The sequence below is a fragment of the Cupriavidus sp. CuC1 genome, from assembly GCF_044627735.1.
In the GTDB taxonomy this organism is placed as follows: Bacteria; Pseudomonadota; Gammaproteobacteria; order Burkholderiales; family Burkholderiaceae; genus Cupriavidus; species Cupriavidus ulmosensis.
In genome coordinates, this window is record NZ_JBIUHC010000167.1 from 1 (window position 1) to 21,849 (window position 21,849).

The following is a 21,849-nucleotide window of genomic DNA, read 5'->3' on the forward strand; positions in this document are numbered from 1 at the left end:
GCCATGCGCGCCGTGCGCGGCGGCTTCGTGCCCTTCATGCCCGTCTTCAGCCTGACCAAGATCGACTCGACCTTCAATGCCCAGCAGCTGATCGGGCAGACGCAAAACGTCGTCAACATGAATGGCAACAACACGGCCTTTGCCGACGACATCAAGTCCCACGTGAGCTCAACGCAGAACGCCCAGAACAACATCTATCGTTGAAGCCACCGCCGCCCTCCCGGCGTGCCGGGCAGGGCGGCGCTTTTCTTGCCGCAGGGCCTTCATTTACAGGTTGGATCGCGCCGCTAGCGGATACACAATGCATGCATGGCGAGTTGATGGCGCGGCTCCTTCGTATTCGGGCCGTGACTGACCCGGCGCAGCTGGCGCCGGCGATGTGGCTGACGGGGGCCGGTGCCCGCCGGGTCATGTTCAGCCCGCTGACGCTCGCAGGAGGCGATCGTGCCAGACCATTCCCCCCCGTTTGTCGTGCGCGGTGCGCGCGCCGCTTTGCGGCGATGCCTGACGGCTGGCGCCTGCCTGCTGGTGCTGGCAGCTTGCGCCGACTTTCGTCCGCCGGTGTACCAGCGGCCGGAAACGCCGGCCAAGCCTGACTGGGCGCGCCAGGGATCGATCACGGTTTCGCCGTCGGACACGATCGTGCCGAACTGGTGGCAGGCGTTCCGGGATCCGTACCTCGATGGACTGGTCGACAAGGCAATCGCGGGCAACTACGACATCAAGGTGCTGGCCGCGCGCATCAAGGTGGCGGGCGCGCAGATTGCCGAGGTCAGGGCCGGCGCGCTGCCGGTCTTCGACTTGGGTGCCGGCGCGAGCTTCGAGAAGAGCACAGGCACGCCGCTCGTCAAGAGCTACAACCTCGGCACCCAGGTCAACTGGGACATCGATATCTGGGGCAAGGTGGAAAAGGGGGTGCAGGCCCAGACGGCCGAATTCAACGCGACCGAAGCGGATTGGCGTGCCGGCTACCTCACCCTGGTCTCCAACGTGTCCATCACCTACTTCCAGATCCTGCAGTTCGACGAACAGATCGATCAGCAGAGCAAGACACTGGTGAGGAACAAGCAGATCCTCACCACCTACCAGGCCATGGTCCAGAACGGCCTGATCCCGAAGATCCGCGTGATGCAGCAGCAGGCCGAGATCAACCGGCTCACCAAGGACCTGCTGGAGTTGCGCCGCTCGCGCGATATTTCCGAGAATGCGCTGGCCACGCTGGTGGGCGTGCCGGCCGGCGTGTTCAAGGTGCCGGCCGGGCGACTGCAGGAGCGGGTGCAACTGCCGGCGGTGCCGGCGGGCCTGCCGTCGCAGTTGCTCTCGCGGCGCCCTGACATCGTGGCGGCGGAATATCGCGTGCTCGAATCCGTCAACCTGGTCGGCCAGGCGCGCCTGGCGCAGCTGCCCAGCGTCAGCCTGACGGGCCGCGGCGGCACGGCGAGTTTTGCGCTGAGCGACCTGTTGAAGTCGTTCACCTTCGGCTTCATGCCGAGCATCAACCTGCCCATGCTGGACCCGGGCGTGCGTGCCCGGGTGAAGACCTCGGAGGCACAGACCAAGGTGGCAGAGAACGAATATGGCCGCACCGTGATTACGGCGTTCGAGGAAGTGGAGAACGCGCTGGTCAATGTCGACGCGCACAAAAAGCAACGCGTGGAACTGCAGCAGCAGGTAGCGCAACTACGCGTGGTGTCGGCGCAGATCGAGGCGCAGCTGAAGGAAGGCGTGGTGTCCCAGCTCGATGTATTCGAGACCGAGCGATCGCTGCTGAGCGCGCAACAGGAATTGTTGGCCAACCACCAACAAATCCTGGCTGACACTGTCACCCTCTACAAGGCACTTGGTGGCGGGTGGCCAAGCACCGAGGTGAGCAACGCGCCGAAAGAGGCGTCGCAACAGATCGCGAAGTAAGGGGCTGCAACCCGTTGCGCACGCAAGCCGGGCAAGCCCGGCAAGGCGCGAAATACGCTGCCGGCGGACGTTTGACTACGGGCAAGCGTGGCCTACTATGTCCTTAGTCAACACGTTCACGACGCAGCGGGCCGCACAGGCTCGCGCCGTCGCCATGAAACATGGCTTGCCACTGGCGTACGCGTCATGGCACGCGCTGTTGGTGGTATCGAAACATGGCTCCAGACGAAGCTCTGATTGTCGAGATGCGGGCAAAGGTGGGGCAGGCGTTCGATATCGTGCTCGAAGCCATCTCCAACCCTGAGCTCGGCGAGATCCGCATCGACGAGAGCCTGTTCGCCGTGGGCCGCGCGGAAGCGCCTTTCGCCGCATACCCGGCCGACGTGGCCGCGGTGCTCTCGCGCCGCCACGCGCGCATCTTTTCCGAGCATGGCGCGGCCTATATCGCGGATCTGGGCAGCAAGAACGGCACCACCGTCAATGGCGCGACCGTGGCACAGCAGCCAGCCAGGCTGCGCGACGGCGATGAACTACGCTTCGGCGCTGCGCTGTCCTACCGGGTGCGCTTGCATTCGCGCGCGCCAGTCCAGGCACAGAGCCAGACGCCGATTGTGCTGACGCTTGTGCCTGAGCGCGACGATCTTGGCCTGCAGCCGATCGAGGTAGCTGGATTTCCCTTCCTGATCAGCAAGGCGGACGAGACTTTCTCCCGCTACAAGGAGGTCTATCCGCACCAGGTGAACTATGTCTCGCGCCGTCATGCGCACATCTTCCTGAAGGGGAACGATCCATTTGTCGAAGACCTCGGCAGCACCAACGGGACCTTCGTCAACGGCAAGCGGGTGGATGAGCACGCGGTCGCGCTCGGCGAGAGAGATCTCCTCGCGTTCGGCGGCAATCATTTTGTCTATCGGGTAGGCATACGCAACGAGGCCACCACCACCACCGACGCAACCCTCACCAGTTCGATCCCGCCGCCGCCCGATGGCGCCGAAGTGCCTGCCCAGGGCCCGGCGGCGGCATTGGCCCCGCCGGCAGCTGCACCCACCGCGGCGCCAGAACCCGCCGCCCCGACGCACGATCCCGACAAGACCACGTTCGTCGCCGCTGCTGGCTCCTTCCTGGATATTTTCTGCGTCGACTACGCCGCGCAGCAGGAAGACGAGGTCAATCAGGAGGCATTGCCCCAGCCGGAAGGCGAAGGTGGCGCGACGGACAAGCCGCGTGCACAGGGCAAGTTCGCGCTCGTCATGGGCAGGCTAGGCAGCAGTTTTGGCGCTTCGGAGCGCGCAGGCCTGAAGCGCGCGGCGCGCTGGGGCGGTGTCGTGGCCGTGGCGGTCGTGGCGCTGCTGCTCTTCCTGTTCTTGCGCGGCGCCCCCGAGCGCGAGATGAGGTCCTTGATGGCCAGCGGCGACCATGCCCGCGCCGCGGCCGTAGCCGACGCGTATCTAGAGCGCCACCCGGACAATGCACAGTTCAGGGCGATGGGCACCGAGGCGCTGCTGCGTGACCAGGTGCCGGGATGGATCGCCAAGCTACAGGCGCGCGACTTCAATGGCGCCGAGGCGGCGCTGGCGCGCATGAAGACGCTCGGCGCGCACAATGCCGACGCGCGCGGCCTGCTGGAGGAGCTCGACTGGATTGGCCGGCTGAACCGCTTCGTGGCGGGCCGGGGAGGCGTGGACGCGCCGATCCGCATTTACACCGATGAGGCCAGCATCCGCGCGTTGCTCAAGCACTGGAATGACGACACTCCCGCCCACCAGCGCGCGCTGGACCGCATTGCAGCCTATGTGCCGCAATTCAGGGAGCCATATGCCGATGCGCTCAGCTATGTGCGCAAGCTGCAAAGCGACGACTCGGTCTACCTGGCCGCCGTCGACCGCTTGAATGCATCGCTGGCCACCGGGTTGGCGGGCGAGCATCCCGAAGCGCTGCAGGCCGTGCTGGCGGACTACGCGGAGAAGTATCCAAGGCTCGCCGGCATGGATCGCCTCAAGGAGGACCTGCGGCAGTACATCGCGCTGGACAGTGCGGCACGCGCGGCGGCACTGGGCCCGCTGATGGCCCAGATGGCCAAGGCCAGCTTTTCCACGCCGCCCTTCCAGGCGCGCTTTCGCGTACTGGCGGCCAGCCGCCTGCCGACGCCGGAACTGGCGCGGCAGTACGCCGAGGTGGACAAGGCCTGGCGCGCGGGGGATAGCGCCAAGGCGTTCGCCGGGCTGCAAGCGATAAAGACGGGGCCATGGGCCGCGGCCGCCGCCAAGGACCTCGCGCGCAAGCAGGCCGTCGCCGCGCAGTTCGCCGAGTTGCAGAAGGCGCGCGGCGGCAATGGCAACGAGGATGCCTTGCTGTCGTTCTACGCCATGCTCGATCCCGCGGAGGATACCTATTTCCTCAAGGCGGTCGAGCCCGATGTGGCGGCGATACACGATGCGGCGATCCGGCGCGCGCAGGAACTGATGAACGCCGCGCTTGCGTCGTGGCGCCAGTATCGCCGCGATGGCGCCATCGGCGGCGAGCAGCGGCTGGAGTCCGACATCTCCGCCAAATTCCGCGCGCAGGCACGCCTGCTGTCCAATGCCAGCGCGCAGGCGCACCAGGGCATGCGCATCTACGCGCAACTGAAGGTTGGCGATACGGCGCAATGGAGCCAGGTCCAGGCGGATATCGATTCGGAGACGGAGCTGCAGCGGCGTTCCCTGCAGGAATTGCGCATGGTGCTGAGCCCGGCGCTGCTCAAGTCCAAGCTGGCATTGATTGGAGGGGAGGGTGATGAAGGACGACAGCCGAGACAATCGCCTTAAGCCGCTGTCCGAGGCGCTCGAGGACCACAGCGCTGAGGGCATCGCCATTCTCAGCGCGGAGCCCTGGAAGCTGATGCAGATCTCCGTGCTGGTCATGGTGTCGCTGGTCGTCTGCGCGCTGGTCTGGTCGTTCGTGGGCCACGCGGATGTGATCGTGTCCGCGGACGGCACCCTCGCGCCGGAGTCGGAAGTGCGGCGGTTCTACGCGCCGGTCGATGGAGAACTGGCGGATCTCTATGTGGCCGAGGGCCAGCCGGTGAACAAGGACGACGTGCTGGCGCGGCTGAATGCGCGCGGCGCGATCGAGGCCGCCACCAACGCGCTGGAGGCGCAGCTCAAGCTGCAGGATTCCGAGCGCGAGTGGAAGCAGTTTCCCGACAAGAAGCTGTTGATGGAGCGCAAGGCGGCGGCGTTGAAGCAGCAGATCGATGTGGCGGAGCGCCTGCACGAGAATCGTACTGCGGAGGGCACCACCCGGCTCGCGGAGCAGCAGCGGGCACAGTTGCAGCAGGCGCGCAGCAACCTGGACAGCGCGCGGCGGGCTCGTGAATTCGCACGCCAGGAGCAGGACCGCTATGCCCGCCTGTTTGCGCTGGCGGGTGGCGGCGGGGTCTCGCAGTTGCAGGTGGAGAGCAAGCGGATTGCGGCTGTGGAAGCGGAGAACGCGCTGCAGATTGCCCAGTCGCGGCTGGCGGAGCTGGATTCCAAGCTGAGCCAGGAATTCAACCAGGCCACCGTGCAACTCGAAGGCAGCAGCCAGGAGCTGACCAACCTGCGCATCCAGTACGACGCCGCGCTGCGCGAGATAGCCAATACGGAAGACAAGCTGCGCCTGCAGGTGCAGACCGCGCGGCTGGTTGCCGAGGCGGCGGCGCGCATCCGTTTCGAGAATATCGACAAGGACAACTTCCTGCTGATCCTGGCGCCCGTGGCGGGCGTGATCACCGATGTCAGCTCCACGCAGCGCGGTGACAAGGTCCTGGCCAATGCGCCATTGGGCGGCATCGCGCCCAAGAACGCGCGCCCCGTGCTCAAGATCGAGATTGCCGAGCGCGATCGCGCCTTCCTGCGCGAGGGCTTGCCCGTGAAGCTGAAATTCAACGCCTTTCCCTACCAGCGCTATGGTTTGATCGCCGGCACGCTCGAGTACATCTCGCCGGCGACCAAGCTGGCGGGGCCGAACAAGCAACCGGTGTACGAGGGGCGGGTCCGGCTGGCGCAAGACTACTACACGGTGGCGGAAAACAAATACCCGCTGCGCTACGGTATGACCGCCACGGCGGAAATCGTGGTGCGCGAGCGGCGCCTGATCGACCTGGGGCTGGATCCGTTCCGGCAGGTGGCGGGCTGAAGCAAGCGGAGGGCTGAAGCAAGCGGATAGAGGCAAGGATTGGAAGGTGGGTGGAGACGCGTCGGCGGCCCGCACTTGCGGGCCGGCGGATTTTGGCGAATGGGAACAATCAAGGAGCTGACGAGATGACAGCGATTGTGCGGGTCGACGATGAAGTCATCGGGGTCGAGGAATTCATCCGTGTCCTGAAGCTCACGGGCCAATTCGAAGGGCTGATCGAGCAGATCGTCAGGGACAAGCTCACGGTGCACGCGGCGAAGAAGCAGGGCATCACCGTGTCGCCGGAGGAAATCCAGGAACGCGCCGATCAGTTCCGCCGCGTGCAGGGTTTGCACCGGGCGACGGAGATGAACCACTACCTCGATGTGCTCGGTGTGAGCCTGGACGAGTTCGAGGCGTTCGTTACCGATAGCCTCTACCAGGAAAAGATGCTCGCCGAGGTGGCCAGCGACAAGGCCGTGGAGGGCTACTTCAAGCTGCACTCGCCGAAGTTCGACAGCATCGAGGTGAGCCATATCGTGGTGGACGCCGAGGGCAAGGCAAAGGAGCTGATCTCCTACCTGCGGGACGATCCCGACAGCTTTGCCGAGATGGCGCGCGAGCACTCCATCGCGGACACGAAAGATCAGGGCGGCGCAATCGGCAAGGTCTTGCGCGGCTCACTGAAGACGGATATCGAAGCCAAGGTGTTCAACGCCGCCACCGGCGACCTGCTCGGTCCGTTCCCGTCCCAGGACCGCTCCTTCTTCGAGATCTTCATGGTGAGCGCCAAGCATCCCGCCACGCTCGATGCCGATGTGGCGGCGGAGGTGCGCCGGCTCCTGCGTGAAGACTGGCTGATGGCCAGGGCGCAGGAACACGTCATCGAAGCGCGCTAGCCGCGAGGGCCCAGACGCATATGGAAGCCAGCCCCGAACTGCATCCGCTCGCCGACTTTCTGGCTGGCGTGGAAATACTCTCGCCGTTCTCGCGCGAGGAAATGGAGCGGCTGGCGGAGCATGCGCAATCGCTTTCATACGGCTTTGGCGAGACCATCTGCAATGCAGGCGAGCCGGCCGACGGGCTCTTCATCATCAAGTCGGGGTCAGTGCGCATCTTCAACGAAGACAATGGCAAGGAAGTCAGCCTGGGCGTGCGCAAGGCACGCGAGGTGTTCGCCGACATTGCCATGCTGCGCGAGTACCGGCACGAATCCTCGGTGCGGTCTTCCGCCAAGACCGAGTTGCTCTATATTCCGCGCAGCGTGACCGAGCCCATGATCGCGCAGAATCCGGCGGCGATGGCCTTTGTCGCCAGCTATGTCGCGATCAGTTCGGCTGGCGGCTTTGTTGCCCGGCTGTTCGACCTGCGCGGCAAGCTCGACAAGAGCGAGCTGGAGGAGGCCGTGCGCAGCGTGGGCGTGAAGCGCGTGTCCGCCGGCAAGGAGATCCTGAAGCAGGATGCACGGGAAGACCGCCGCCTGTACGTGGTGCGCCAGGGCGAAGTCCGCATCGTGCGGACCGAGGAGGGCGTCGAGTATCCGCTGGCGACCTTGCGCCAGGGCGACATTTTTGGCGAGCGCGCCTGCGTGATGCGCCAGGAACAGATCGCGTCGGCTATCGCCGGCACGGATGCGCGGCTGCTGGTGATTCCGGAAAAGACCGTGCAGCTGATCCTGGAGCGCAATCCCAAGCTGCGCGAAGTGCTGGAGGAGCGCATCCGCTTTATCGACCGGGAGCTGCACCGGCAAAAGAAGATGGCCGAGCGGCGCAAGCATCCAGTGATGCTCGACCTGCGCTCGAAGCCGGAGTTCGGCGAACGCGTGATCCGCCGCTTCGCCCTGGTCGAGCAAGCCGAGGAGATGGATTGCGGCGCTGCCTGCCTGGCGATGATCTGCCGCCATCACGGCATCCCCATGACGCTCGGCAAGCTGCGCGAGCTGGCCAATGTGACCACGCAGGGCGCCACGCTGGACAGCCTGGCCCGCGCCGGCGAGTCGCTCGGCTTTACCACGCGCGGCGTGCAGTGCACGCATGATTCCCTGCTGGGTTTCGAGCTGCCGTTTATCGTGCACTGGGAGGGCTACCACTACGTGGTGGTTTACGGCGTATCCAAGCGCTGGGTGTGGGTGGCCGATCCGGCCCTCGGATTTCGCAAGATGGGCGTGGAGGAGTTCGAGCGCGGGTGGAGCGGCACCTGCCTGCTTTTCACCTCCGGCGAAAGCATGGCGCAACTGGCGGTGGCGCGTTCGCCCTGGCTGCGCTTCATCGGCTACCTGGCGCCGTACAAACGGATCCTCGCACACCTGTTCATGGCGACCTTCGTGATCCAGGTGCTGGGCGTGGTGCCGCCCCTGATCATCCAGAACATCCTGGACGGCGTGGTGGTGCACCAGAATATGGGCCTGCTGAACCTGCTGATACTTGGGCTGATCGTCTCCAGCGTGTTCTCGCAACTGATGAGTTCGGTGCGGGCGTATCTCGCCAACTTCATGGTGCGCAATATGGACTTCGCCATGATGTCGCACTTCTTCAAGCACACCTTGTCGCTGCCGTTTTCCTTCTTCGCCAAGCGCAAGACGGGCGACATCTTCGCCCGCTTCCAGGAGAACCAGACCATCCGCGCCTTCCTGACCGAGTCCACGGTGACGACGGCGCTCAACCTGCTGATGGTGTTTATCTATTTCACCATCATGTTTCTCTACAACGTCAAGATGACGCTGGTGCTGATCGCCTTCGTGGTTCCGATTGCGATCCTGACGATCGTGGCTACGCCAAAGGTAAAGGCCTTCGCGCGCGAGGTGTTCACCACCACGACCGATGCGCGGTCGTACCTGATGGAGACGCTGGGCGGAGTGGAGACGGTCAAGGGCATGGGCATTGAGCGCCCGGTGCGCCTGAAGTGGGAGAAGAAGTACGCCAAGGCGCTGGAGGTCCAGTACAGGGCGCAGGCGTTCCATATCCTGGTGGGGCTGGCCAGCCAGTTGCTCAATGCTGCGACCACCATCGCCGTGCTGTGGGTGGGCGCCAACCTGGTGCTGCAGCGCGAGCTCACCGTCGGCCAGCTCATTGCCTTCAACGCATTCATGGGCAGCGTGCTGGCGCCGTTGATGGGCCTGGTGGCATTGTGGGGCCAGCTCAACGATGCCGGCGTGGCGATGGAGCGCCTGGGCGACGTGCTGGACCTCGATCCGGAGCAAAAGCCGGAGGAACTGGCGTCGCGCGTGATGCTGCCGGACCTGCAGGGCGAGATCAGCCTGGAGGGCGTCTACTTCCGCTACGGCGGGGCCGAAACGCCCTACGTGCTGGAGAACATCAGTTTCAGCATCAAGCCCGGCGAATTGCTGGCCATCGTGGGGCGCAGCGGCTCGGGCAAGACCACGCTGGCCAAGATGCTGGTGGGGTTCTACGTGCCCACGGAAGGCAAGATCACCGTGGATGGCTACGACCTCAGCGTGATCGACAAGGAGTACTACCGCGCGCAGATCGGCTACGTGATGCAGAGCAACCTGCTGTTCTCGGGCACCATTGCCGAGAACATCGCCTGCGGCGACGACAGCCCGGATCGCCGCCATATCGAGGAAGTCGCCAAGATGGCCGACGCCCACGCGTTCATCAGCAAGCTGCCGCTGGGCTACGAGCAGGTGGTGGGCGAGCGCGGCGTGGGTTTGTCCGGCGGACAGATCCAGCGGCTGTGCATTGCCCGCGCGCTTTATCACGATCCACGCCTGCTGGTCTTCGACGAGGCAACCTCGGCGCTGGACACGCAATCGGAGAGCAACATCCTTGGCAACATGCAGGAGATCCTGCAAGGCCGCACCGCCGTGATCATCGCGCACCGCCTGAGCACCATCATGCGCGCGGACAAGATCCTGGTGCTGTACGAAGGGGCCATCGTCGAGCAGGGGCGGCATGAGGAACTGCTGGAGCGCAAGGGCATGTACTACCAACTGGTGCAGAAGCAGTTGAGTTCAGAGTGAGCGCGGTTGCACTGCCCCGGGCGCTGCGGGGGTTGCAATGGCGCATCTGGCCTATCTGCCGTAATGCGACGCATGGGGGAGCGCGACATGAAGCTGTTCAACCAGGGGGGCTCCGTCGGGTCGGCCATCTCCTATGCCGGGCTGATCGAGAAGATCGAGATCCTGCGCTCTACGCTGCGCTGGGCCTCCAAGCTCGAGCGCAACGAGATCGAGAAGCTGCTCAAGCAGGCCACCACGCTGCGCGACGAGGTGATGCAGCTGTCGCACAAGGAGCGCTTTGTGCAGGCGGCCGTGGCAGAGCCGATGCCAGCCGACCTGGCGCCACGCGAGCGCCGCCAGGCGCTGCTGGAGCGCAGCTTTATATTTGAGGGCACCTTCGGCGACAACCCCAAGCTGCTGGAGGCGCTGGAGATCGCCGAGAAGGCTGCGCCCACCGATTTGCCCGTGCTGATCGATGGCGAGAGCGGCACGGGCAAGGAGCTGATGGCCAAGGTGATCCATGCCAACGGCTCCAGGACGGACAAGCCCTATATCTCGGTGAACTGCGGGGCGATCCCGGAGAACCTGCTGGAGTCGGAGCTGTTCGGCCACAAGAAGGGCGCCTTCACGGGCGCGGCCAACGATCGCCGCGGCAAGTTCGAGAGCGCGCATACCGGGACCATCTTCCTCGACGAGATCGGCGAGTTGCCGCTCACCGGGCAGGTCAAGCTGCTGCGCGTGCTGGAGTCGCACGAGATCCAGCGGGTCGGCTCCGACGAGACCATCTCGGTCGACACGCGCATCGTGGCGGCCACCAACCGGGACCTGCGGCGCCTGAGCGAGGAGGGCAAGTTTCGCGAAGACCTGTTCTACCGCCTCAGCGTGATCCACGTCACGCTGCCGCCGCTGCGCGAGCGGCGCGATGAAATCGCCTTGCTGGTAGCGTATTTCGGCGACGAGGCGGCCGGCGCGTTAAAGCGCCGTCCCATCAAGCTGACGCCGCGCCTGCGCGACTTCCTCATGAATTACGCCTATCCCGGCAACATCCGCGAGTTGCGCAACCTGATGTACCGGATCTCCTGCCTCGCCGGCGACACGGCCGATCTCGAGCATCTTCCGCAGGATCTGCGCCCCAAGCCATCGGCGCCGGCGTTGGTGGCCAGCGGCGCCGCGGCACCGCTCGTGGTGGATGCGTCCACGGCCACCTCGCTCAGCGAAGCCAAGCGCGCCGCCAGCGATGAAGCCGAACGCGCATTTCTCGAGCGGGGATTGCAGGAAGTCGGCGGCACGGTAGCGGAGCTGGCCAGGCGCTTCGACATGAATCGCTCGCACCTGCAGATGCTGCTGAAGAAGCACGGCATCCATTCCAAGGATTTCCGCAACCAGGGCGCGGCGCAGGGCGGCAAGGCGCGGTAAGCAGCGCAAAGGCGTGGTGAGCCGCGAGCCAGGCTACAGCGCTGGATTCACCATGGTCTTGTCCGAGGCGTAGAGATCCTCGGCGCGCGCCACCACCGCCGAGATATTGTCGTGGCCGCCGCGGCCCAGCGCCGCGGTCACCAGCGCCTGTGCCGCCAGCTCGCAATCGCCGCAGGCCAGCACGCTGGCGATCTCCGGGTCCCGCAACTCGTTGCTCAGGCCGTCGCTGCAGAGCAGGAAGATATCGGCATCGGCGACTTCCACCCAGGTCTGGTCCAGTTCCAGCGCCGTGTTCGCGCCTACCGCGCGGGTGATGGTGTTGTGCGCAGGGTGATGCACGGCTTCTTCCGCGGTAATCAGGCCGCGTGCCTTGAGTTCTTCCACGCGGCTGTGGTCCCGGGTCAGCTGGGTCAGGTGCGCGTCCCGGTACAGGTAGATGCGGCTGTCGCCCGCCCACAGGCAGCCACAGAAGCGTTCGCACGCCATCAGCACCACCACCGTGCTGCCAATGCGCCGGACCTGCCGGCGCGCCGCTTCCTCCAGCAACTCGCGATTGACCTCCTGCAAGGCGGTGCGCGCCTCGTCGAGCAAGCTCTCGAGGCTTTGCGGCAGCGGCAGACGGGATAGCGTCTCCACGACGAGGTTGCTGGCGTAATCGCCAACCGCATGGCCGCCCATGCCGTCCGCCACCACCCAGAGCCCTCGCTCCGGCTGGGCCAGGCAGGCATCCTCATTGCGCTCCCGTACGAGGCCGACATCGGTGCGAGCGGCTGAAGTCCAGCGGAATTGCGATGCACAGGTCACGATCATCTCCGGTGTTCGGGCGAGCTAGGACGCCGCAACGCCACGCCAGTGCCTGGGCGGCATTGGCGTGGCAGGCGGTGCATTGCCGGACCGTGCGGGCCGCGTGCGAACCGGGCTACATCCGGCCGTCGTTCCTTGCCCCTTGTCCCGCTTGCACATTGATGTTCGCGCCGGGCGCCGTATTGCGAACGTCGATGTTCTGGAACTGGTTAACCATCTGATCAGCATAGAAGCTGTTGTTGATCTCGTAAAAGTTGACGACGGGCCCAATGCTTTGCCGGGGCGGGGAGTAGGGCTGGATCCAGCCGAATACCCACGGCGCGCCGCCGCCCCGGATGGCCGCCATGGCCTGGCCGTCCAGCGTGCGGTTGGTGTAGAGGTCTTTGATGGTGAGCGCCGCCATGATGGTCTCCGGTGCGTGGGTTCGGTAGGGGCTGTGTTGCGGTCCGTGGCTTCTTGCCATGCTTCTACAGAGCAAAGCGCATGCCAGTGATGCGGCTGAGTCGGCTCAGCGGCGCAAGTGCTTGAATTTGCTGTGTTTTCCCTCCGCGTTGGCGATTTCGGGCTGATCTCGGACTTCGCGGCAGGGCCTGAAGCGTTGGCGCAATGCCAACATCCTCCGCCGGTATGGTGGGGGAACACCACCGCTTTGCCTCGGGCTCGCCGTCCCTTTGCCGTCTTGCGTGAAGTCGCGCCACAGCGCGCTGCCACTGCCACCGAATCCACTTCGTCACGGCGCTCACCGTATCCGGATCCCCTCTGATGGCATGCCGCCAACACTATTGGCATCAAGCTGTTGGCTGGCCGGAGACGCTTTTCCCCTGCCTGGCCGGTTGAAAATCCCGCAATCCCTTGATCTGCCTGGGACTGCGGCGGGTGGCACGGTTGATGCGGATGGTATGGCAACCAGCAGGCAATGCCTGCAGCAAGCAAACAGATCAGAGGCAGCCATGAACCACCAACACCAACAACAAGACCAGGCCATCGATGCCGACCTGCCCCTGGGCGCACACCTGGTCACGGAACGCCGCGGCTATGCCCATCACGGCATCTATATCGGCGAAGGCAAGGTGGTCCATTACGCCGGCTTTGCCGGCTCGCTCCATCGCGGCCCGGTGGAAGAAACCACGGTGGAAGCCTTCGCGGCTGGCCACCCCGTCACCGTGAAGGCCAATCCCTGCGCCAGGTATGTTGGCCTGGAAGCAGTTGCGCGCGCCCGCTCCCGTCTCGGTGAAGACAACTACCGGCTCCTGACCAACAACTGCGAGCACTTCTGCACCTGGTGCCTGCTTGGCGAAGGCCGCAGCGAGCAAGTGGAAGCCTGCCTGCACCACCCGTCCATGGCCGTGCAGACCGTCGCCAACCTGCTCAGGACGTTTCTCGAAACCGAGTTCAAGGGCGTGCACCTCGGCGCCGGTGCTGTTTAACGCTTGATCCTAGAGCCAGCCAAGTCAAGGAGACTGACATGCAAACCGCCAAGATATCCCTGCGTGGGCTGATCGACAAATGGCTCGGCCCCAACCTGGCCGCGCCCGCGCGGATCACCCGCGTGCGCAGTTCGCGGGCTTGCCGCAGCGGCTGCATCCGGGTGGATGTGGCCCGCCCGTCGGGGCAGTTGTCGATGTTCTTCTTCCGCCATGACGACGGGTGCTGGTGCGTATTCCCGCCTGCGCTCAGGGTGGGCTGAAGTGCATGCGTTGCGCCTTTACGCCTTTACCTATTCTGAATGCCGTCAGGTGACGCGCGCCAGGGTCACACGTAAGCATTTGTTCGCAGGCTGGACGCTCCCGCGGGCCCGCCAATAAGATCGTCCGGATTTTTCCCAGCCTGGCTTTGCCCTTGCGATGCCAAAGCCGCACTTTTGATCACCGGTTGCGATGGCCGGACGAACCCTTCGGATTGATGCTAGCGAATCGCTCGACCTCGCCCGGAAAGGCGCATTTTCCCAAGATACTTCTCGCCCTGGCCGGCGCCACACTGGTTCTCTGCGCCTGCGGTGGCGGCGATGGCGGCGGTAGCGGGCCCGCCACGCCCGCAGCGGCAGGCGCAACGAGCAATGCCGGCGCTGCGGCCGCTGCCCCCAGCACCAGCCAGACGGTGCCCGCCACCGCAGTGACGGCCTGCTTCACCGTGACCGGCAACGCCGCTGCGGCTTCGGGCGCATCCGGCGTCAGCATCCTGCCCGCGCGCGGCGCGGCCGGCGTGACCGCCTATCACGTGCTCGGCGAGCCCAAGACCGCAGGCCTTTGCTATGCCAACTTCCGTCGCGTGCAGGTCGGGCTTCCCGCGCTGGAAGCGCAGGATGCCATCGGCGTCGCCGCGCAAAACCATAGCAACTACATGCTCTGGAACCAGACGCTTGGTCATGACGAGAATGCCGCCGCGCGGGGCTACACCGGCGCCACGCCGGATGCACGCGTGCAAGCGCTGTACCCGACCGGCGCCACAGCGGAGGTCGTCGGGGGCGCCACGAAATGGAGCTCGGATCCCAACGCGATCCTGGTGCTGGCGTCCAACGACGCCTTGGTGGCCGACCTGTTCGATGCGCCACTCCATCGCGCCACCTTGCTGGGCAGCTACAAGTCCGCGGGGGCCGGCTATGCCGAGCAGAAGAGCACGGCTTCGGGCGGTGCCACGGCATCGTTCTACCAAACTATCGACCTGGCCGATGCCACCATGCCCGGCACCAGCGACCAGATGGTGGCGTATCCCTACGCCGGCCAGGCGGACGTGCCGACCAGCTGGGTGAACAATGAAAGCCCCAATCCCGCGCCGGGCTACCAGAACCAGACGCTTGGCTACCCCATCACCCTGCAAGCCATCGACCGCAACCAGGCGTTTAACGCGGACACCTTCGTGGTGACCGATGCGCAAGGCAACAACGTCAACTGCCTGAAGGTGGATGCGCGCAGCCCCAACCTGTCCGGTGCGGCTGCCGGCGCTGCGGTCTGTACGCCTCTCGCGCCGCTCGCGAGCGGGACGCGGTACAACGTGAGCGTCAGCGGCCAGCTGGCTGGCAAGCCGCTCAATCTGAGTTGGTCGTTCGTCACCCGGTGAATTTGGCGGGACAGGGGCCTTGTTCTGGTCACGGGACGATATGTCCATCTATGATTGCCTCATGCCCAAGCGTTTAGGAGCGGCGAGATGGAGCGACAGTTCGAGTATGGCGGCTATGCCGTGGTGGCCCGCGCTGTTCCGGTAGCTGGCGGAGGCTTTACGGCGATGGTCGTGATCGCCGACTCGTTCGGCGAAACGCCGCAGCCTTCGTTCGAGGAAGAGGCTGGCGTGGCGGGGACCGCGGAAGCTGCAATTGCCCTGGCAGAAGCCGCAGCCATGCGAGCCATCGACGCGGGGCAGGTGAACTAGCTGCGCGCCACCCTGACTATCGTGCTGGGCAGCCCTTGGCCAGACTTTGCACAGGTGCGCTTGCCACGACTTAAATGGCGGCTGCTGGTTCAGCCTGACGCCCGACCGGGCGTGCAGACCGACCCCTCCGGCGATCGGGGGCGGCGTGTCGTACACTCTTGTGCTTCACTCGCGGCGTGAGCGTTTCCCTATGTTGTTGATTTGCGACCGACGGCAGGTGCGGGTCGGGTCAAATTGACGGGGAATGCCCTGGAATGGGCACTAGTGCGCGCGTTGGCCGACCTCCGCTGTCGGCCAGCCACCAAGAAGCGATTCGCGAATGTCCCCTCACAGGGCGGACAAGAGACGTTCGTCGACAATGCTTCGAGCTTCCGCAGTCCGCTCTTGACAGGTAGTCCCGCGCGCTGCCTGGTTGCCGCCGACCGAAAGGTCCTGCCCCATGGTCTGCATCAGGATCTCGTGGATTCGCTCACACCATTCCCGGAGGAAGTTTCGGGACGCGTGCCGATTTGATAGTGACGCGCTCGTCATGGTGATGGCGCATTGCTGTTTCAGCGAAGCCGCCCCGGGTCACGAACTTGTTGATACGAGAAGCCCCAGTCATTTCTACGCCGGCCGCCTGGTCGTTGCCTGTGGTTTGGCAATAGTTCGTGCGATTTCGCACAGAGCAAGAAATAGCGAGTCACTAGTCTGGATGATCAGGACACGCCGTTGCTTCGAACGGTGTGCACCGGTCTCCGTGGAGCATTGGATGGATCGCTTTCACCTGTTCGACGCGTCGTTCTGCCCCAGCGTGACCATGGGACGCGTACCCATTTATAGCGGCACGCCCGAGTGCGCCGCGGCGTCGCAAATGACCGCATTTACCACGGCCCTGCAGGCATACACCGGCCAAGTCTTCAATAACTACGATACGCTACACGATTTCTCGGTACGGGAGTACCGGACGTTCTGGCAATGCTTCGTGCAGTGGTCGCAGGGCCTCGCGTGGTCCGGCAGCACCGAGCCGGTCTGCGTCGGCGACGAGTGCGAGCATGCACGCTTCTTCCCGCAGGTCCAACTGAACTACGCGGACAACCTGCTTGGCCTGGCGGTAGCGACGCCCGACACACCTGCACTGACCGCATGTCACGCAGATGGCCGACGTGTACGCCTGACCCGCGGCGAACTGCGCAATCGAGTAGCTCGTCTCGCGCATGCTCTCTCGGAGTTGGGGCTGCGCGATGGGGACCGCGTGGTTGGTGTGATGCGCAACGACGCAGATGCGGTCGTTGCCGCGCTGGCCGTCACCGCGCTCGGTGCAACGCTGTCGACCGCTGCGGCCGAAATGAGCGTCGAGACGATCCTCGATCGCTTCGCGCCGCTAGCGCCGCGGCTGCTGTTCGCGCACGCTGCGCAGCGTGCGTTCGACACGGGCATGTCGCTGGCGGATAACATCGCCGATCTGGCTGCTGCGTTACCGTCGCTGCAGGGCGTCGTCCGGCTCGACGACGGAACCTTGCCGGACACCGTCAAGCAGCGAGTCTATTCGCTTGGCGAACTGATCGACAGCGGCGATGCCGGGAGCTTCGTGTGGCGGCGCTTCCCGTTTAACCATCCGCTTTTCATCATGTTCTCGTCGGGCACCACCGGCAAGCCGAAGTGCATTGTGCACGGCGCCGGCGGCAGCCTGCTCGAGCATCTGAAGGAGCATCGGCTGCACTGCGACCTGCGGCCCGGCGATCGATTGTACTTTCACACCACCTGCGCGTGGATGATGTGGAACTGGCAGTTGTCGGCGCTCGCGTCCGGGGCCGAGATCGTTACGTATGACGGCCCGATCTCGACGGTCGATGCGTTGTGGCGCCTCGTCGCCGACGAGCGCGTCACCGTGTTCGGCACAAGTCCCGCTTACCTGAAGATGTGTGAGGACGCGGGCCTGGCGCCAGGGCAGCAATTCGATCTCGGCGCACTACGCGCGATGATGTCGACCGGTGCGGTGTTGTTCGATGCGCAGTTCGAATGGGTACGCGATCACGTGAAGCCGCTGCCCCTGCAGTCGATCTCGGGCGGCACGGACATTCTCGGCTGCTTTGTGCTGGGGAACCCGAACCTGCCGATCTATGCGGGGGAAGCCCAATGCAAGAGCCTTGCGCTCGATGTTCAGGCGTGGGAACAGGGGGGCCGCACCAGCCGAATCGGCGAGCTGGTCTGCGCGAATCCGTTTCCGTCACGTCCGCTCGGTTTTTTTGGCGACAAGGACGGTAAGAGGTTTCACGCTGCCTATTTCACCAGCAACGCAGGTGTCTGGACGCACGGCGATCGCATCGAATTTTCGCCGGAAGGCACTGCGCGGCTGCATGGCCGATCCGATGGCGTACTGAATGTTCGCGGCATCAACGTTGGTCCGGGCGAAATCTATCGTGTGCTGAGCGATATCCGGGACATTCGCGAGGCGCTGGTGGTCGAGCAGCGGCCACGCGCCGCGCCGCCTGACCGCACGCACGCGCAAAGGTACGACCAGCGCATCGTGCTGCTGCTGGTCTTGCAGGATGGCGTCGCGCTGACCGGCGCGCTGGCCGCCCGAGTGCGCCGCGACCTCGCACGTCGTGCCTCGCCAACGCACGTGCCCGACCGGATCATCGCCGTCGATGAGTTGCCGGTCACGCATAGCGGCAAGCTGTCCGAAGCGGCCGCGCGCAATGCGGTCAACGGCTTGCCGGTCGGCAATGCCGCGGCGTTACGCAATCCCGGATGCCTCGACGCGATCCGGAACCATCCGGCACTGAACCTTGCGGCGCGCGAATTGCCACCCGCCGGCGAGTCCCGCGATCAACTAGAACGTCATTTGCAGGTGCTGTGGGAGAAACTGTTCGACTTCGCGCCGATCGGTCGCGACGACAACTTCTTCGACCTGGGTGGCCATTCGCTGCTCGCAGCGCGGTTGCTCGCCGACGTGCATCAGTCGACCGGGCGCACGATTCCACTCGCGACGCTGCTGATCGCGCCGACGATCGCGCGCCTCGCCGCGGCGATCGACGAGGGCGCACCGCCGCCGCCGTCGCCGATCCTCGTGCCCGTGCGCGCCGGCACCGGGACGCCGCTATTCCTCGTGCATGGCTTGAGCGGCTCGGTGATGGAATGCTGGGGGCTGGTCTGCGCGCTGCGTAGTCCGCGCCCGGTCTATGGACTGCAGGCACGAGGCCTGGATGGCGAGCAGCCGACACAGGGGCGCGTCGAAGACATGGCGGCCAGCTACATCGAACAGATGCGCACCGTGCAGCCGGGCGGACCGTACGCGCTGGCCGGCTACTCGTTGGGCGGGCTGGTCGCGTTCGAGATTGCGCAACAGCTGAGGCGCGCTGGCGAGCACATCGAATTCCTGTGCCTGCTCGATACCTATGTGCACGAGCATTTCCTGCCATGGAATGCTTGGATGCGGCACCGCTGCAGCTATCTGGGCGAGCGGTGGCGCAAGCTTCGCGCGGTGCCTGCGTCGCAGCTTTCCGGTTACCTGACGGACATGCTCGGGAGGGCGGCCGATCGCGTGCGGATGAGCCGCGGGCGCATGACGCGCCGGCCAGACCCCTTCACCGAATCGTTGCCGCCTGCGCTTCGGCGCGTGCGCGAAACGATGGGGCTAGCAATGGCGACCTACCGGCCGCGGCCGTATCACGCGGGCCCGATTGTCTATGTGCGCGCGACGATTCGACAGCAGGATCGCGGCGATCCGATATCGCTGTGGCGGCGTGTCGCGCGCGGCGGCCTGATGATTGCCGAAGTGCCCAGTAGCCATGGCGATATGATCGTCGAACCGAACTTGCAGGTCGTCGCGGCGCTACTGGACGAGGGGTTGGCAAACCCGTGACGCGGCGGGCGTGTTTCGTGAGACGCCGCAAGGCGTGAACGGGGATCGAACGGCATGCAGCACGATATTGTCACCGCACGAAACGCGGGACGTACCGCGTCTCTTTTACTGCCTGATCGGAGCCGCCTCTCGTTGCCGGAAAGAGCCGTGCATGTGTGGGTACTGAATGACGCTCTTATCGAGCCAGCATGTTCGACGCTCGCCCACACGCTTTCGCCAGATGAGCGACAGCGTGCCCGAGCCTACAGACACGAAAGGAATCGCAATGACTTCATTGCCCGGCGGAGCCTTCTCCGCTGGCTGATCGGCGGCTATCTGACCTGCAATCCCGAATCCCTGCGCTTTAGTGTTACGCCGTTCGGCAAGCCCGCCTTGCAGTGGCCGCACGCTGCAAGGCTCGCATTCAGTGTTTCCCACACTGACGGGATGACGCTGCTCGCTTTCGCATGGGATTGCCGTGTCGGCGTGGACGTGGAGCGACGGATTGACGGCTTAGACGTTGCGGGCATTGGACGCGGGATATTCTCTCCGATCGAGGAGGAGGCGCTTGACCCGACGCGACCCGATTCGGCTGCAACCCTGCTCAGTATCTGGACCCGAAAGGAAGCTCTGCTGAAGGCGCTCGGCATGGGTCTCTCCGGCGAGCCGAACGCCTATACGACAGAAGACGATTTGCTACTCGGCGAGGGCCGCTGGTGTGCTTCGCATAACGGCACAACCATTTCCGGCTGGACGTGTCTCGACCTCGTCCTCGGGCCGGGAGTCCGCGCAGCGCTAGCCGTGTCGCTCGAAGACGCAAGCGTCACCCTCCACCGTTGCTCGTTATCGGCCTGGGCAAACAGCTGACCAATTCGACGGCAATGCCGGATTAACGCTGGGCCTATGAGATGCGCGATCGAACAACCAGGAAGACACATCTGGATGTTTGTCTCGGAGTGCAAAATCTGCCGTGCACTTTTGCCCCATGAACGCCAACGTCATGACGGACTGGAATGGATCAAAAGCCGCGTTGACCGGCCGGTCCTGGCCGATCGCGCCAATTGAGGCACGGTTCCCAATGCTCTTCACGAAGGGGCGGGCGGCGCTGGTGGAAGTGGCGCAGCGCGCGGCGTATGAGGTCAGGCTGGAGGCAGCGGCACGGGCGTGTAGGTAGGCTGGAGAGGGTGACGCAAGACGGCGCGCACCGGCCCGCATACTTGCCTCACTTGGTGCGAGGCGTTGCGTAGGGCGTAACGAGTTCAAAGCAATCAAAAAGCGCTGCGGACTTCTTTGCCTTGAAATCAATGGCATGAACCTCGATGCATTTGTACGCGCTTTCGCCCCTTTGAAGGTAGAACGTTTCAGTTGATACCCCATTTGGAGACGAGTCGCTCGTAACCGCGGCAATGCCGTAACCACGGCCAACAAGCTCAGATAGCGACAACCCAACGCGCTGCCATTGGCTGTCAGGCGCTTGAACTGCTTGAGCGGATAGCGCGACTGTAGCGAGGAAAAAGGAAGCGATACGGAGGGTTTTCATTGTGAAGTCGCAGTTGATTCCACCGGGGATGCGGTCGTGGCGTCTTCCGTCGTGCCGAAAGCGGCGCCGCCTCAGTCGCCATCATATCCGCTGGAAACGGCAGACTCAAATCTGAGGGACCCCCGGCGTGACGAGCGCGCGGCGGCATACTGAGCTCCGGTGGGGCTCCTGCATCCGTGTAGGCGCGGCCGCCGCCGGCCGCCAGGGGGCGGCGTCCCGCAGGCCTTCCAGGACAGGTTGTACCGCAAAGAAAAGTGCCGCGATTCGGGAGGAGAATCGCGGCACTGCGGCTGATCGAGGATGGGGGCCCCTCGCCACACGCATGCCTAAAGCATAGGAGAGACACAGTAGGGTTGGTATCGGCCTTGGAGTTGAAGGGACGCTCCTATCATATTGGAGGGACTCTCCTACCCCAATGGTTTGAACCCGTCGCGCTGGGTGAGTAGGCGTCCCCGGTTACTGAGCTCGCCATCGCGCGCACCGCGCGCGGCGCCGGCTCTGCAATCATCAACTCGGGCGCGTAGGGCCGCATGAAGCTGAGCACCTCGGCGCCGGCCTCGCCCACTACAGCCCCGCGATGGCGAACTCCGGCTCATCCTTCAGCTGGATCCGCCAGCGCACGGACTTGGGCCCGCTCTCGAAATTGGGTTCATAGAACGCGCTGGCCGGTAACGGTAAGGTGCAGCCCATGGACGCGCACACCACTGGATCGTCGACAGATCCGGCGGCCGCGCCGCGCGGCCGCCTGCCTCGATGCGGGCCCCTACCCTTGACTCGATTCGACGACGTCCGGCACTTGCGCCGGCGACGCGGTTGGGGTTGCCCCGTTTCATCGGACAGATTTGCATTGGAATTTTATGTCAATGGGTTTTCTCCTTGTGATGGGGCGGT

17 protein-coding genes are annotated in these 21,849 nt (G+C 64.7%); 13 read left to right on the forward strand and 4 right to left on the reverse strand.

The annotated features are described in order from the left end of the window. From ACGLHR_RS42480 to ACGLHR_RS42510, 7 genes are all read left to right on the forward strand, one after another. On the forward strand, window positions 1-204 hold a 204-nt coding region (locus ACGLHR_RS42480; RefSeq protein WP_400101900.1), incomplete at its 5' end, for a hypothetical protein. Window positions 205-471: 267 nt separating this feature from the next. Continuing rightward, a complete protein-coding gene (locus ACGLHR_RS42485; protein ID WP_400101918.1) occupies window positions 472-1,911 on the forward strand; it encodes an efflux transporter outer membrane subunit in 1,440 nt (479 codons plus the stop codon). Between the two features lie 215 nt (window positions 1,912-2,126). After that, window positions 2,127-4,718 (forward strand): FHA domain-containing protein, encoded by a 2,592-nt coding sequence (locus ACGLHR_RS42490; RefSeq protein ID WP_400101902.1) that lies wholly within the window; start codon window positions 2,127-2,129, stop codon window positions 4,716-4,718. Beyond that, entirely contained in the window at window positions 4,687-6,069 is a 1,383-nt protein-coding gene (locus ACGLHR_RS42495; protein ID WP_400101904.1) for an HlyD family efflux transporter periplasmic adaptor subunit, read from the forward strand. The genes ACGLHR_RS42490 and ACGLHR_RS42495 overlap by 32 nt, the downstream gene beginning before the upstream one ends. Window positions 6,070-6,194: 125 nt before the next feature. Further along, a complete protein-coding gene (locus ACGLHR_RS42500) occupies window positions 6,195-6,947 on the forward strand; it encodes a peptidylprolyl isomerase (RefSeq protein WP_400101905.1) in 753 nt (250 codons plus the stop codon). A 20-nt stretch (window positions 6,948-6,967) separates the two neighbouring features. After that, entirely contained in the window at window positions 6,968-10,027 is a 3,060-nt protein-coding gene (locus ACGLHR_RS42505; RefSeq protein WP_400101907.1) for a peptidase domain-containing ABC transporter, read from the forward strand. Window positions 10,028-10,114: 87 nt separating this feature from the next. Then, window positions 10,115-11,422 (forward strand): sigma-54 interaction domain-containing protein, encoded by a 1,308-nt coding sequence (locus ACGLHR_RS42510; protein WP_400101909.1) that lies wholly within the window; start codon window positions 10,115-10,117, stop codon window positions 11,420-11,422. 33 nt (window positions 11,423-11,455) lie between these two features. On the opposite strand, the gene ACGLHR_RS42515 is transcribed toward ACGLHR_RS42510, so the two are convergent. Next, the gene (locus tag ACGLHR_RS42515) at window positions 11,456-12,226 is read right to left on the reverse strand and encodes a PP2C family protein-serine/threonine phosphatase (protein ID WP_400101911.1); all 771 of its coding nucleotides are present in this window, start codon (window positions 12,224-12,226) and stop codon (window positions 11,456-11,458) included. A gap of 115 nt (window positions 12,227-12,341) precedes the next feature. After that, window positions 12,342-12,629 carry a hypothetical protein gene (locus tag ACGLHR_RS42520; protein WP_400101912.1) on the reverse strand — a complete coding sequence of 96 codons (288 nt, stop codon included), beginning with the start codon at window positions 12,627-12,629 and terminating at the stop codon, window positions 12,342-12,344. A gap of 547 nt (window positions 12,630-13,176) precedes the next feature. Here ACGLHR_RS42520 and ACGLHR_RS42525 point away from each other — a divergent pair. The 6 genes from ACGLHR_RS42525 (at window position 13,177) to ACGLHR_RS42550 (ending at window position 20,285) form a co-directional block, all read left to right on the forward strand. Next, window positions 13,177-13,653, forward strand: a complete 477-nt coding sequence (locus ACGLHR_RS42525; protein WP_400101913.1) for a lecithin retinol acyltransferase family protein — start codon at window positions 13,177-13,179, stop codon at window positions 13,651-13,653. 38 nt (window positions 13,654-13,691) lie between these two features. Next, a complete protein-coding gene (locus ACGLHR_RS42530; protein ID WP_267603541.1) occupies window positions 13,692-13,913 on the forward strand; it encodes a hypothetical protein in 222 nt (73 codons plus the stop codon). A gap of 215 nt (window positions 13,914-14,128) precedes the next feature. Continuing rightward, window positions 14,129-15,283, forward strand: coding sequence for a CAP domain-containing protein (locus tag ACGLHR_RS42535; RefSeq protein ID WP_400101914.1), 1,155 nt, complete (start codon window positions 14,129-14,131; stop codon window positions 15,281-15,283). Between the two features lie 87 nt (window positions 15,284-15,370). Further along, window positions 15,371-15,592, forward strand: coding sequence for a hypothetical protein (locus tag ACGLHR_RS42540; protein ID WP_267603539.1), 222 nt, complete (start codon window positions 15,371-15,373; stop codon window positions 15,590-15,592). A gap of 751 nt (window positions 15,593-16,343) precedes the next feature. Beyond that, on the forward strand, window positions 16,344-19,439 hold the full coding sequence (locus ACGLHR_RS42545) for an acetoacetate--CoA ligase (protein ID WP_400101915.1): 3,096 nt from the start codon (window positions 16,344-16,346) through the stop codon (window positions 19,437-19,439). Between the two features lie 54 nt (window positions 19,440-19,493). Further along, window positions 19,494-20,285 carry a 4'-phosphopantetheinyl transferase family protein gene (locus ACGLHR_RS42550; RefSeq protein WP_400101916.1) on the forward strand — a complete coding sequence of 264 codons (792 nt, stop codon included), beginning with the start codon at window positions 19,494-19,496 and terminating at the stop codon, window positions 20,283-20,285. A gap of 355 nt (window positions 20,286-20,640) precedes the next feature. Here ACGLHR_RS42550 and ACGLHR_RS42555 read toward each other — a convergent pair whose 3' ends face one another. Further along, window positions 20,641-20,958, reverse strand: coding sequence for a hypothetical protein (locus tag ACGLHR_RS42555; protein WP_267603524.1), 318 nt, complete (start codon window positions 20,956-20,958; stop codon window positions 20,641-20,643). 564 nt (window positions 20,959-21,522) lie between these two features. Then, window positions 21,523-21,648: a hypothetical protein gene (locus ACGLHR_RS42560; RefSeq protein ID WP_400101917.1), complete on the reverse strand. Its 126-nt coding sequence runs from the start codon at window positions 21,646-21,648 to the stop codon at window positions 21,523-21,525. Window positions 21,649-21,849 lie beyond the last annotated feature (201 nt).

Bases quoted from the DNA above. Each gene is read 5' to 3' on its own strand.
- ACGLHR_RS42490 (WP_400101902.1), top strand. From the start codon at position 2,127: ATGGCTCCAGACGAAGCTCTGATTGTCGAGATGCGGGCAAAGGTGGGG.
- ACGLHR_RS42495 (WP_400101904.1), top strand. From the start codon at position 4,687: ATGAAGGACGACAGCCGAGACAATCGCCTTAAGCCGCTGTCCGAGGCG.
- ACGLHR_RS42500 (WP_400101905.1), top strand. From the start codon at position 6,195: ATGACAGCGATTGTGCGGGTCGACGATGAAGTCATCGGGGTCGAGGAA.
- ACGLHR_RS42505 (WP_400101907.1), top strand. From the start codon at position 6,968: ATGGAAGCCAGCCCCGAACTGCATCCGCTCGCCGACTTTCTGGCTGGC.
- ACGLHR_RS42510 (WP_400101909.1), top strand. From the start codon at position 10,115: ATGAAGCTGTTCAACCAGGGGGGCTCCGTCGGGTCGGCCATCTCCTAT.
- ACGLHR_RS42520 (WP_400101912.1), bottom strand. From the start codon at position 12,629: ATGGCGGCGCTCACCATCAAAGACCTCTACACCAACCGCACGCTGGAC.
- ACGLHR_RS42525 (WP_400101913.1), top strand. From the start codon at position 13,177: ATGAACCACCAACACCAACAACAAGACCAGGCCATCGATGCCGACCTG.
- ACGLHR_RS42530 (WP_267603541.1), top strand. From the start codon at position 13,692: ATGCAAACCGCCAAGATATCCCTGCGTGGGCTGATCGACAAATGGCTC.
- ACGLHR_RS42535 (WP_400101914.1), top strand. From the start codon at position 14,129: ATGCTAGCGAATCGCTCGACCTCGCCCGGAAAGGCGCATTTTCCCAAG.
- ACGLHR_RS42540 (WP_267603539.1), top strand. From the start codon at position 15,371: ATGGAGCGACAGTTCGAGTATGGCGGCTATGCCGTGGTGGCCCGCGCT.
- ACGLHR_RS42545 (WP_400101915.1), top strand. From the start codon at position 16,344: ATGGATCGCTTTCACCTGTTCGACGCGTCGTTCTGCCCCAGCGTGACC.
- ACGLHR_RS42550 (WP_400101916.1), top strand. From the start codon at position 19,494: ATGCAGCACGATATTGTCACCGCACGAAACGCGGGACGTACCGCGTCT.
- ACGLHR_RS42555 (WP_267603524.1), bottom strand. From the start codon at position 20,958: ATGAAAACCCTCCGTATCGCTTCCTTTTTCCTCGCTACAGTCGCGCTA.
- ACGLHR_RS42560 (WP_400101917.1), bottom strand. From the start codon at position 21,648: ATGGGCTGCACCTTACCGTTACCGGCCAGCGCGTTCTATGAACCCAAT.